This window comes from Clostridia bacterium (assembly GCA_019683875.1).
Classification (GTDB): domain Bacteria; phylum Bacillota; class Sulfobacillia; order RBS10-35; family Bu92; genus Bu92.
This window is the reverse complement of the sequence record JADGHN010000047.1, coordinates 2,501-13,234: the sequence shown is the minus strand read 5'-3', so window position 1 is coordinate 13,234 and position 10,734 is coordinate 2,501. Positions and strand designations below refer to the sequence as shown.

At 70.1% G+C, this 10,734-nt stretch carries 12 protein-coding genes, 5 tRNA genes and 1 other RNA gene (1 of these 18 running past the window's edge); 17 read left to right on the top strand and 1 reads right to left on the bottom strand.

Features of this window, described 5'->3' with window-relative positions:
- Positions 1–125 precede the first annotated feature (125 nt).
- Positions 126–788 (bottom strand): metal-dependent transcriptional regulator, encoded by a 663-nt coding sequence (locus IRZ18_05335; GenBank protein ID MBX5476527.1) that lies wholly within the window; start codon positions 786–788, stop codon positions 126–128.
- A gap of 205 nt (positions 789–993) precedes the next feature.
- On the opposite strand from IRZ18_05335, the gene IRZ18_05330 reads away from it, so the two are divergent.
- The 17 genes from IRZ18_05330 to IRZ18_05250 all read left to right on the top strand — a co-directional run.
- Positions 994–2,499 carry an FTR1 family protein gene (locus IRZ18_05330; GenBank protein ID MBX5476526.1) on the top strand — a complete coding sequence of 502 codons (1,506 nt, stop codon included), beginning with the start codon at positions 994–996 and terminating at the stop codon, positions 2,497–2,499.
- A 41-nt stretch (positions 2,500–2,540) separates the two neighbouring features.
- Positions 2,541–2,617: transfer RNA gene (locus tag IRZ18_05325), tRNA-Arg, on the top strand.
- A gap of 112 nt (positions 2,618–2,729) precedes the next feature.
- Complete coding sequence (tadA, locus tag IRZ18_05320) at positions 2,730–3,185, top strand: tRNA adenosine(34) deaminase TadA (GenBank protein ID MBX5476525.1); 456 nt, start codon at positions 2,730–2,732, stop codon at positions 3,183–3,185.
- A gap of 53 nt (positions 3,186–3,238) precedes the next feature.
- A tRNA-Ser gene (locus IRZ18_05315) sits at positions 3,239–3,328 on the top strand.
- Between the two features lie 64 nt (positions 3,329–3,392).
- Positions 3,393–3,482, top strand: a tRNA-Ser gene (locus IRZ18_05310).
- 12 nt (positions 3,483–3,494) lie between these two features.
- Positions 3,495–3,758: signal recognition particle sRNA large type (gene ffs, locus IRZ18_05305), an RNA gene on the top strand.
- Between the two features lie 96 nt (positions 3,759–3,854).
- Positions 3,855–5,543: a DNA polymerase III subunit gamma/tau gene (dnaX, locus tag IRZ18_05300; GenBank protein ID MBX5476524.1), complete on the top strand. Its 1,689-nt coding sequence runs from the start codon at positions 3,855–3,857 to the stop codon at positions 5,541–5,543.
- Positions 5,544–5,867, top strand: a complete 324-nt coding sequence (locus IRZ18_05295) for a YbaB/EbfC family nucleoid-associated protein (GenBank protein ID MBX5476523.1) — start codon at positions 5,544–5,546, stop codon at positions 5,865–5,867.
- Between the two features lie 28 nt (positions 5,868–5,895).
- A complete protein-coding gene (gene recR, locus IRZ18_05290) occupies positions 5,896–6,492 on the top strand; it encodes a recombination protein RecR (GenBank protein ID MBX5476522.1) in 597 nt (198 codons plus the stop codon).
- 200 nt (positions 6,493–6,692) lie between these two features.
- A complete protein-coding gene (locus tag IRZ18_05285; protein MBX5476521.1) occupies positions 6,693–7,073 on the top strand; it encodes a YaaL family protein in 381 nt (126 codons plus the stop codon).
- Positions 7,074–7,118: 45 nt separating this feature from the next.
- On the top strand, positions 7,119–7,388 hold the full coding sequence (locus IRZ18_05280) for a pro-sigmaK processing inhibitor BofA family protein (protein MBX5476520.1): 270 nt from the start codon (positions 7,119–7,121) through the stop codon (positions 7,386–7,388).
- A gap of 60 nt (positions 7,389–7,448) precedes the next feature.
- Positions 7,449–8,918, top strand: a complete 1,470-nt coding sequence (locus tag IRZ18_05275; protein ID MBX5476519.1) for a glutamate--tRNA ligase — start codon at positions 7,449–7,451, stop codon at positions 8,916–8,918.
- Positions 8,919–8,989: 71 nt separating this feature from the next.
- Positions 8,990–9,063: transfer RNA gene (locus tag IRZ18_05270), tRNA-Gln, on the top strand.
- Positions 9,064–9,088: 25 nt separating this feature from the next.
- Positions 9,089–9,164: transfer RNA gene (locus IRZ18_05265), tRNA-Glu, on the top strand.
- Positions 9,165–9,311: 147 nt separating this feature from the next.
- A complete protein-coding gene (locus IRZ18_05260; GenBank protein MBX5476518.1) occupies positions 9,312–9,935 on the top strand; it encodes a cupredoxin domain-containing protein in 624 nt (207 codons plus the stop codon).
- Between the two features lie 21 nt (positions 9,936–9,956).
- Positions 9,957–10,478, top strand: coding sequence for an RNA polymerase sigma factor (locus IRZ18_05255; protein MBX5476517.1), 522 nt, complete (start codon positions 9,957–9,959; stop codon positions 10,476–10,478).
- Positions 10,475–10,734, top strand: partial view of a Rieske 2Fe-2S domain-containing protein gene (locus tag IRZ18_05250; GenBank protein ID MBX5476516.1) — the start only. 442 nt of this gene lie beyond the right edge of the window; only the first 260 of its 702 coding nucleotides appear in the window; it begins with the start codon at positions 10,475–10,477; its stop codon lies off the right edge, out of view. Before IRZ18_05255 ends, IRZ18_05250 begins: the two co-directional genes overlap by 4 nt.

Below are 10,734 nucleotides of genomic sequence, written 5' to 3'. Positions count from 1 at the left end.
CGCGGCCCAGGAGGCCGCGCAGGCGCGACCAAGCGGAAGCCGCGACCTCCGCTGAAGTCGCCAGCCAGGCGCCCGTCCGCTCGTTGCGGACTGCGACGCGGCGCGCGCCCTCGATCTGCACTCCGTCAAGAGACTTCGCGCACATGCACCATGGCCGCCGTGTCCGGCGCGAGCGTCACGACTTGTCCGTCCCTTTCGAGCACCATGCCGCCGGCGTGCGGGTTGAACTCCTTCACGACGAACCTCGCCCCCGGCACGATGCCGCGTTCGCCGAGATAGTTGAGAAGCGGAGAGACCTCCTCCGCCAGCTCGCTGATGCGGTCGACGACGACCGTGGCGCCGGGCCGCACCTCGGTGAGGGGATGGAACAGCGGCCGCACGCGGGGGCCGTTGCCCGGGATCGGATTGCCGTGGGGGCACGTGGTCGGGTGGCCGAGCTGCTCGTCGAGCCGCTCCTCCACGATCTCCGAGAGGGCGCTCTGCAAGCGGTGGGCTTCCTCGTCCGCCGTGGCCCAGTCGAGGTGGAGGAACTCCGTGAGCCAGCGCTCCAAAAGGCGGTGCTTGCGAACCATGGAGGCCGCCAGCCGCTCTCCTTTGGAAGTGAGCCGGATGACGCGGTTCGCGTCCACGCGGACGTATCCGTCGCGCTGCAGGCGGCGGAGCATCTGGGAGACGGTGGGCGCCGACACGCCGAGAAACTCGGCGAGCCGTGCAGCGATGACCGTCTCGCCCTCGTCCTCCAGGATGTAGATGGCCGTGAGGTAGTCGTCGAAGCGGTGCGCCGGCACGGGAGCCTCCCCTCGCAACCGGACCGGAAAAAATCCGAGTGCAGCGATCGAATTTTTGATTTCCGCGTATTGACGCCGTTCTTCGGGTTAGCCTATACTAACCTCGCTCTTTAGGAGGAACGAACTTGAACGGCGCCGAGTCGCGCCGACAGTCGTCTTCCAGTATACCACCGGAGCGCGCCGCGCCCGTTGAGGAGTGTACATCTTGCCCCGACTTCCGGTCCGTCGCAGCCTGATCGCCGTCCTGCTCCTCACTGTCCTCGTTTGTGCCTGGGGGCTGAACGGGCCGGCGGCGCGCGCGCAGTCGAACGGCGCACTGGCGTCGGCGGAGCACGAGATCGCCGAGGCCGTCGGCGCGATCGAGCAGGACCGCGTGGACGAAGCCAAGGACGAGTACGAGAAGTTCAAGGCCGCGTGGCCGTCGTTGGAGGACGAAGTTCGCGCCGCCGACCCGTCCGCGTACGCGGCCATCGAAGACGCCATGCGCGACGTCGACGCCGCCTTCGCCAGCGAGCCGGTCGACGCGGAAGCCGCCGAAAGTGCGCTGGAAAGGTTGGAGCGGGCGGTCGAGGCGTACCTGGACGCCACGGGCACGCCGGCCAAAACCGGCGCGCGCCTGGACGCCGCCGGCGCTTACCGAGTGCTTGAAGGCGCGCTCGCGGACGCGGCCGCCGGCGACGTGAACGGCGCGGAGCAGGAGCTCGACAGGTTCGCGGCCGCCTGGCCGTACATCGAAGGCGGCATCAAGAGCAAGTCCCCGGCCGCGTACGATGCCATCGAATCACAGATGACAGCCGCCTTCGCCGCGCTGCGCGCCGGTGACGCGCGGGCGGCCGAAGCGGCCCTGGAGCGGATGGAAGCGGCGCTGGAGCCGCTCGCGCAAGGCGAGACCACGTATACCTGGTGGGACGCCGCGATCATTCTGTTGCGCGAAGGGCTTGAAGCCATCCTCATCGTCGCCGCGCTGCTCGCCTTCGTGAACCGCGGCCCGGTCGCCGCGCAGAGGAACTGGATCTACGGCGGCGCGTTCGCCGGGGTTCTCGCCAGCGTGGCGCTGGCGCTGGGGCTGTCCTCGCTCCTCTCGGTCGCGGTGGCCGGTCACGGCGCAGAGTTCGTGGAGGGCGTGGCCGGCGTCGTGGCGGTCGTCATGATGCTGACGGTCGGCGCCTGGCTGCACCGCCGCTCCACGTTGGCCGCTTGGCAAAAGTACATCCGCGAGCAGGTCAGCGGCGCGGTCGCGCGGGGAAGCATGGCCTGGCTGGCGGCCATGGCCTTCATCGCCGTGCTGCGCGAAGGCGCGGAGACGGTCATCTTCCTCGCCGGCATGGCGCCGTCGATCGGCGCGGGCGCGCTGTACGGCGGAATCGCGGCCGGACTCGCGGTTCTCTTCGCGATCGGCTTCGCGATCCTGAAGCTCGGCCTGAAGACACCGGTGCGGCCGTTCTTCCTCGTCGCCACGGTGCTCATCTACTACCTCGCCGTCAAGTTCACCGGGCAGAGCCTGCACGCGTTGCAGGTCGCCGGCGTGATCCCCTCGCATGCGCCCGGCTGGCTGCCGGAGATCGACTGGCTCGGCGTGTACCCGAGCCTCGAAACGATCGTCCCGCAGGCGGCGCTGCTGGTCTTTGTGGCGTGGCAGTTCTTCGCCACGGAGCGGCGCGGACGGCGCGCCGCCGGCGAGCTGCAGTCGCCGTCGCCCGTCACTCGTTGAACCGGCGACGGCTCGATACGGGGTATAATCAAAGCGCGGCTGCGCCCGTAGCTCAGGCGGACAGAGCGGGAGCGTCCTAAGCTCCGCGTCGGGGGTTCGAGTCCCTCCGGGCGCACCAGAGATTTGGCGGCTGCGGCCGCCTTTTCTTTCAAGCGGAGGTCGCCATGGACGGCGTCGATGTGCGCGGGACCGGGCGCGACGGGCAGGGAATCGGCGACGACGAGCGCTGGATGCGTCGAGCCCTGGAACTGGCCCGGCGCGCGGCGGACGTCGGCGACGTGCCGGTGGGCGCGGTCATCGTCTCGCCGGAGGGCGCCGTGCTGGGCGAAGGCTACAACCGGCGGGAGGCGGACGGCGACCCGACCGCGCACGCGGAGGTCGTCGCGCTGCGCCAGGCGGCGCGCGCGCTCGGCCACTGGCGCCTCGAGGGCTGCACGATCTACGTCACGCTGGAGCCGTGCGCCATGTGCGCGGGGGCGCTCGTGCTCGCGCGGGTGCGCCGCCTCGTGTTCGGCGCGTCGGATCCCAAGGCCGGGGCCGTCGGCAGCCTTTACAACATCGCGCAAGACGCGCGCCTGAATCACCGGCTTGAGGTGACGAGCGGCGTCCTGGCCGAAGAAGCGGCCGCGCTGTTGCGCGCGTTTTTTCGCGAGCGGCGCGCGACGCACACGGGCGCGCATGGCTGATTCTTGCGGTTGATCGCGCGCGCCCGCGCTTGTTAAGATGATGAGTGCCGTTCGGAGGGGTGTCCGAGTGGTTTAAGGTGCGACTCTCGAAAAGTCGTGTGCCTGCAAGGGCACCGTGGGTTCGAATCCCACCCCCTCCGCCAGATTTCGCCCGCGCCTGCGGGCATTTGGATTCTTTCGGCGCAGCATTGGAGCTTTGCGTTTCGCGGAAGGGTGCAGGAGCGGTTTAACTGGCGACACTGGAAATGTCGTGTACGGGCAACCGTACCGGGGGTTCGAATCCCCCCCCTTCCGCCAGATTTCGTTTGGCCGTGCTAGACGGGGAGGTAGCGGTGCCCTTCGCCCGCAATCCGCTATAGCGGGGTTGAATCCCCGGCCGAGGCCGCGGCGCGCAGAGCAGGCGGCGGCACGTGACGTTGACGATCGGGTCCCGTGCGGCAGAATCCCGTGAACCCCGCCAGGTCCGGAAGGAAGCAACGGTAAGCGGGCACTTCTGGGCGCCACGGGGTGGCCGGGTCCGAGTCGGCGGCCGTCAAACCGTCTGGACGCCGTAGGTCGGAGCCGGGTGCACGGCCAGTCCTTCACGCAGCGGATCCCGCTGCGTTTTTTCTTCTTGCGCCGCAGGGGATCAGGCGGTGGGCGCGTAGACGGACGGAAGGAGGGGAAGCCATGGGCGGGTATCAGGCGCTGTATCGCCAGTGGCGGCCGCGCCGCTTCGCGGACGTCGTCGGCCAGGAGCACGTCACGCGTTCCCTGCGCCACGCCGTCGCGCAGGGCCGCGTGGCCCACGCGTACTTGTTCTGCGGGCCACGCGGCACCGGCAAGACGTCCGTCGCCCGCATCCTCGCCCAGGCGCTTCTCTGCGAGCGGCCGCAGGACGGCGAGCCGTGCGGCGCGTGCGACAACTGCCAGCGCTTCGGCCAGGACGGGGCGCTGGACGTGATGGAGATCGACGCCGCCAGCAACCGCGGCATCGACGAGATCCGCGACCTGCGTGAGCGCCTCGGCTACGCCCCCTCCGGAGGCCGGTACAAGGTGTACATCGTGGACGAAGTCCACATGCTCACGGAGCCGGCCTTCAACGCGCTGCTCAAGACGCTGGAGGAGCCGCCCGCGTTCGTCGTCTTCGTCCTCGCCACCACGGAGCCGCGCAAGGTCCCGGCCACCATCGCGTCGCGCTGCCAGCGCTTCGACTTCCGCCGCTTCACGACCGAACAGATCCGCGGCCAGCTTGAGAAGATCGTCGCCGCGCTCGGCGCGGAGGCGGAACCGGAGGCCCTGGAGGCCATCGCGTCGCGCGCGGACGGCGGCCTGCGCGACGCGCTCAGCCTTCTCGATCAATGCCTGGTCTACGCGGACGGCCGGCTCACGGACGATGACGTCGCCGCCGTGCTGGGCACGGCCAGCCGGGAGGAGCTCGAACGCCTGGCCGACGCCATCGAGCGCCGTGACGCGGCGGCGGTGTGGGACGTGGCCAGCCGCCTCTACGAGGAGGGGCGGGACCTCGCGCAGGTCGTCCGCGACTTGATCGACGTCTGGCAGGCGCGCGCGCGCGGGCGGATGGGGGCCGACGCGCGCCGGAGCGTCGAAGTCCTGGAAGGCCTTCTGGACCTGGAAGGCGAGTTGCGGCGCGGGGCCTCGCCGCGCGTGACGGTGGAGGTGGGCCTCGTCCGGCTGGCGTGGGACGAGGACCCGCCGGCCGCGACGGCGCCGCGGCCGTCGCCGGGGGCGGCGTCCCGCGCATCGACGCCCGCGCCCCGGTCGGAGCCGGAACCCAAGCCGCAGGCCGCGCCGCCGCCTGCGCCGTCGCCTGCGCCGCCGCCTGCGCCCGCGCCCCAGCCCGGGACGGAGCCGAAGCCTCAGGGCGCGTCGCATCGCTCGCCCGCGTCCTCACGCGCCGCGCACACGCCCCGGCCGGAGGCGGCCGCCCCGGCGCCGGTCCAGGACGTGTCCCTGGATTCGGTCGTCGCCCGTTGGGACGACGTCATGAAAGCCGTGCGCAAGCTGAAGGTCGGGACGCACGCGCTGCTGGCCGTGGCGAAGCCGGGCGCCCTGAACGGCGGCGAATTGATCCTCCATTTCGCACACGGCTATACTTTCCACAAAGATCAGATCGCGCGCGACGAGCACCGCGTGGTGGTTGAGCGCGCGCTGCGCAGCGTCCTGGGCGTCGAGCTGCGCGTCCGCTGCGTCACGGAAGAGGCCGCCGCGCCGCCTGATCCCGCCTCCGCGGGCGCCGCGGCGAGCGGCGCGGCCGGGGGGCCTTCGTCCGGAGGCCCTGAGGACGATCCCCTCGTGCGTGCCGTGCTCGATCGCTTCGGCGGCGAAATCGTGGAAGTGCGGGAGATGAATGATTAAATGAACTTCGCCGACATGAACAAGATCATGAAACAGTTTCAGAAGATGCAGGAAGAGATGACGAAGGCGCAGGACCGGCTGGCCGAGTTGGAAGTCGAAGGCTCCGCCGGCGGAGGCGTCGTCAAGGCCTTCTGCACCGGCAAGCAGGAAATGACGCGCATCGAGATCGACCCCTCGGCCGTCGACCCGAACGATGTGGAAATGCTGCAGGATCTCGTCCTGGCCGCGGTCAACGACGCCCTCAAGAAGTCCCAAGAGCGGGCCGCGCAGGAACTCGCCCGGGTCACGGGCGGGCTTCCGCTGCCGCCCGGCCTGCCGTTCTAGCCCCGCCGTGGATTGAAGGAGGACGCCCGTGCCCTTCGTCGGGCCCATCGCCACGCTCATCGAAGAACTGAACCGCCTGCCCGGCATCGGACCCAAGTCGGCTCAACGCCTCGCCCTGCACCTCCTGCACCGGCCCGTGGACGAAGTGCGCCGCCTGGCGCAGGCGCTTGTCGTGGCGCGGGAGCAGGTGCGCCGTTGCGCCGTCTGCGCCGACCTGACAGACCAGGAGATCTGCCAGATCTGCAGCGATCCTCGCCGCGACCCGTCGCTGCTGTGCGTCGTGGAAAGCCCGAAGGATGTCGTCGCGCTCGAAAAGGTGCGCCAGTACCGCGGCCGGTACCACGTGCTGCACGGGGCGATCTCTCCGCTCGAAGGGATCGGCCCGGAGGATCTGACCATCCGCGAGCTGCTCCGCCGGGTCGAGGGCGGCGCGGTGCAGGAGCTGATCATCGCGACCGATCCGGACGTCGAGGGCGAGGCCACCGCGCTCTACCTCGCCAAACTGGTCCGCCCCATGGGCATTCGGGTCACGCGCATCGCCCGCGGCCTGCCGGAAGGCGGCGACCTCGACTACGCGGACGAGTTGACCATCGCGCGCGCCCTCGAGGGCCGCCGCGAAATCTGAGTCCATCATCGGCGCCGCCCAAGGCATCCCACCCGGCGGCGGCCCACGGTTCCGCGTTTAACGGCGGCGGGTCCGGGCCATACTCCCAACCGAGCCACGAGTTGCCGTTCGGCCCGAGAGGGCTTGCGGCAAGGGCTCGGGAGGGATGACGGATGAAGGTTGTCACTGGCGCGGCGCCGCTTGTGCACCGAGCCCGGACCATGGCCGCCGAGGCCGCCCGGTCCGCCCTCGCGTGGGGCGAAGGCGCGGCGCATCGCGTGCGGGCCTGGGCCGCGCAGGTCGCCGGGCGGATCGGTGCGCGCGCGCGCGCGAAGCCGGCCGCGGCGACGGATCCGATCTCCACTGTCGTCGACGAAGTCGACCAGGCGCGCCGGGAGTGGCAGGCCGCACAGCTGTATTTCCAGAACGTCGGGGAGCCGGAGCTCATCGACCAGGCCATCCACTGGATGACGGCCGCCGAGCGGCGCTACGTGTATCTCCTGCGCAAGGCCCGGGAAGAGCGCGTCGCGTCGCCCTTCGCGCCGCACCGCGAGGCGGAGGGCGGGGCAGCCCGGCACGCCGGACTCGGCCGCCCCGTCTAAACGGGCCGGCCGGCGCATAGGCTGTCCGCGGGAGGCGCGGCAGCGATGAGCGCGGTGGCGTTCTGGACCGCCGTGGCTGTGGCGGGCGTGGCGTTGGCCGCGGGGCTGGCCGTCCTGCTGTCGGGGCCGCTGCGCTGGCTCGGGCTCTGGATCGTCCGCAGCGCCGCCGGCGCCGTGGCGCTGTGGCTCCTGCAATATCCTGCGAGCCTCTTCGGCTGGCACGTCGGGGTGAACCCGTGGACGGCGCTGGCCGTCGGCGCGCTCGGCGCGCCGGGCATCCTTCTCCTCTACGGGCTGCAGGCCCTGTTGCGCTGACCTGTCCTCGTCCTGCCTGGCGTCCTGGCTTCCTGTTGTATACTGCATCGGGGTGACGTCATGGCGCCGCGTGTCCGATTCGCTCCAAGTCCCACCGGCTACTTGCACATCGGCAGCGCCCGCACGGTGCTCTTCAACTTCCTGTTCGCGAGGTCCACGGGCGGCACGCTGGTGTTGCGCATCGAAGACACCGACCTCAGCCGCTCGAAGGAAGAGCTTGCCGACCGGATGGCGGAAACGCTGCTCTGGCTCGGCATCGAATACGATGAAGGCCCGAAGAAGGGCGGCCCCTACGGCCCGTACTTCCAGGCCCAGCGCACCGCGCGCCATCGGGAGATCGCGGAGCGGCTGATCGCGGAAGGCAAGGCCTATCGCTGCTATTGCACGCCGGAGGAACTGGCGGAACGGCGAGAGGCCGCGGTGAAGGCCGGCCGCGCGCCGCGTTACGACGGCCGCTGCCGTAACCTCAGCGAGGCCGAGGTCCGCGCGTTCGAAGCGGAGGGCCGCCGGCCCGCCGTCCGCCTCCGCGTCCCCGAAGAGGGCGTCACCGTCGTGCGCGACGAGGTCTACGGCGAGGTCACGTTCGACAACGCCACGCTCGACGACTTCATCATCCTTCGCAGCGACGGCATGGCGACGTACAACTTCGCGTCCGTCGTCGACGACATCGACATGCGCATCACGCACGTGATCCGTGCGGAAGAGCACCTGTCCAACACGCCGAAGCAGATTCACGTCTACCGGGCGCTCGGGGAGCCGCTGCCCGTCTACGCCCACGTGCCCATGGTGCTGGCACCGGACCGGTCCAAGCTCAGCAAGCGCCACGGCGCCGTGTCGGTCGAGGAGTTCCGCGACAAGGGCTACCTGCCCGAGGCGATCGTGAATTACGTGGCGCTTCTCGGCTGGTCTCCCGGCGACGACCGTGAAATCTTCACGATGGACGAGCTGATCCGGGAATTTTCGCTCGAGCGCGTCAGCCGGACGGCGGCCATCTACGACGTGCAAAAGATGGAATGGATCAACGCCCAGCACCTGCGCCGGCTGTCTCCGGCCGAAGTCGCGCGCCGTGCGCTGCCCTGGCTCAGGAAGGCGGGACTCGTTCCTAACGATGGCGACGTCGACGCGAAGCTGGAAGCGGCCGTGGCGCTGGTGATCGAGCGCGTGCGGACGCTGGCGGAGATCCCGGACGCCATCGCGTTCCTGTACCGTGCGCCCGAGGCGTATGACGAAGCGGGCGTGCGCAAGCATTTCACCGGTCCGGACGCCGCCGACCGCCTGGCGGCCTGCCGGCGCATCGCGGAGACGGTCGGCGCGTGGACGGCGGACGCCATCGAGGCGGCGTACCGCTCGGAAGCTGAACGCCTTGGCATCAAGCCGGCCGCGCTCATCCACCCCACGCGGCTGGCCGTGACGGGCCGCACCGTCGGCCCGAGCCTGTTCCACCTGCTGGAGCTCGTGCCGCGCGAGGAGGCGGCCCGGCGTCTCGCGCGCGCGGAAGAGTACGTGCGAGCGCAGGTCGCGAGCGCGTAAACCGTTGCCGACCTTCGAGTTGTCTGCTAGAATACACGTTGCCGCGCGCTGAAACGATCGCGCGCATTCGATGGGGAGTCGTCCAACGGTAGGACACACGGCTCTGGACCGTGGAATCCTGGTTCGAATCCAGGCTCCCCAGCCAAATGCATATCCGACCTTTGTGATGCGCCGGTATCGTCTAGTGGCCTAGGACGCCGCCCTCTCACGGCGGAAACCGGGGTTCGACTCCCCGTACCGGTACCAGATTTGACCCGGACTGCGGCCCGGGTTTTTTTGTGGCAAGTTGCGGCCGCATCGACGCCCCCGCCGCGTTCGACCCGGCACGTGTAACCGTGCTCCGTATTCCTCGGCGAAGCCGCGCGACGACGCGCGGTCGAGGAGGCGATGGGGTTGAACGGGAAGGCATGGCTGGCCGGCCTTGTCGGCCTGGCGCTGATCGCGGCCGTCGGCTGCGGATCGCCCGCGGCCCCGCAAACGGCGGGCAATGCGGGCGGTTCGGGAACGGCCGGCTCGTCGTCGGGCGGCATGGGGTATGGCCCGGAATACGGAGGCTACGGGTCGGGCGGCACGTCCGGCGGTTCCGGCGGTGCGCCGGCGGGTACGTCGGAGGGAGGCGCGACATCCTCGAATTCCTCGGAAGCGACAGGGACCTCGCCGTCGCAAGGCGGTTCCACGTCAGAGCCGGCGGGCGCCACCGCCTCGGAGACCGCAGGGCCGCAGACGGTGGACGTCGATCTGTACGAATTCAAGATCGAGATCGGCGGAACGGAGGTGGATCACGACGGGACCGTCACGGTTCCCGCGGGACGCGTGACCTTCGCGATCAAGAACGAAGGCGGGGCGACGCACGCGTTCGAAATCAAGGGCGACGGAATCGACGTGAAGACCAAGTCCCTTGGCCCGGGCGACACGGACACCCTGACCGTCGACCTGAAACCCGGAAAGTACGAAATCTGGTGCCCGGTCGGTCACCATCGCGACCTGGGCATGCAGGGCGTCATCACGGTTCAATAGGTGGCAAAGGAGCGGTACGGCGTGACGGATGCGCCGCAGGAGCGAGCTTCGGCGCTTGAGGACGTCTACCGGCGGATGCTCCGTCCCCTGTACCGCTTCGTGTACCGGCAGGTGGGCAACGCGGCCGACGCCGAAGACATCTGCGCCGACGTGTTCGTTCGGGCCGTGCGCTGGCTGCGCGCGGACGCTCCGGCGGCCGAGGTCCGCTCCTGGCTCTGGCGGGCCGCGCGCAGCGCGGTGAACGAATACTGGCGAACCGTGTACCGCCAGCCGCCGCTGTCCTCGCACGAGTTGGACAATGTCGTGCCCATGGCCTTCGACGACGACGCGTCGATGGAACGGGCGGCGAAGCGCCGCGTGGAGAGGCTGCTGCTCCGGTTGCCGGAGAAGCAGCGAACCGTCCTGGAGCTGCGTTTCCTCGAAGGGCTCTCGGTACAGGAAACGGCGGCGCGCATGGGGATCAGCGAAACGTACGTCAAGGTCCTCCAGCACCGTGCGTTGCGGGCAGCAGCCGGCATCGAGGAAGAGAGCGACCCGACATGACCGATCGACGCGGAAGAATGGACTCGTCGCGGGAGGAGCGGGACTGGGTCGAGGCGGTCGCGGAAGATCTGCTGGCGGAGCGCCGTCCGCGTTACGCGCCGCGATCGCCCCGCGAGGCGGCGCTGCTTCGCGTCATGACTGAGCTGCGCGCCGCCCGCCCCTCGGTGCCGGAACCCTCGGAGGCGCTGCGGCGGCGCGTCGAGGCGGCGCTCGCGCGGCGCGGCGCAGACGCCCGCGTCGCGCCGGGCTCGAGCGC

Bases quoted from the DNA above. Each gene is read 5' to 3' on its own strand.
- tadA (MBX5476525.1), top strand. From the start codon at position 2,730: ATGCGTCGAGCCCTGGAACTGGCCCGGCGCGCGGCGGACGTCGGCGAC.
- dnaX (MBX5476524.1), top strand. From the start codon at position 3,855: ATGGGCGGGTATCAGGCGCTGTATCGCCAGTGGCGGCCGCGCCGCTTC.
- IRZ18_05295 (MBX5476523.1), top strand. From the start codon at position 5,544: ATGAACTTCGCCGACATGAACAAGATCATGAAACAGTTTCAGAAGATG.
- IRZ18_05285 (MBX5476521.1), top strand. From the start codon at position 6,693: ATGGCCGCCGAGGCCGCCCGGTCCGCCCTCGCGTGGGGCGAAGGCGCG.
- IRZ18_05280 (MBX5476520.1), top strand. From the start codon at position 7,119: ATGAGCGCGGTGGCGTTCTGGACCGCCGTGGCTGTGGCGGGCGTGGCG.
- IRZ18_05275 (MBX5476519.1), top strand. From the start codon at position 7,449: ATGGCGCCGCGTGTCCGATTCGCTCCAAGTCCCACCGGCTACTTGCAC.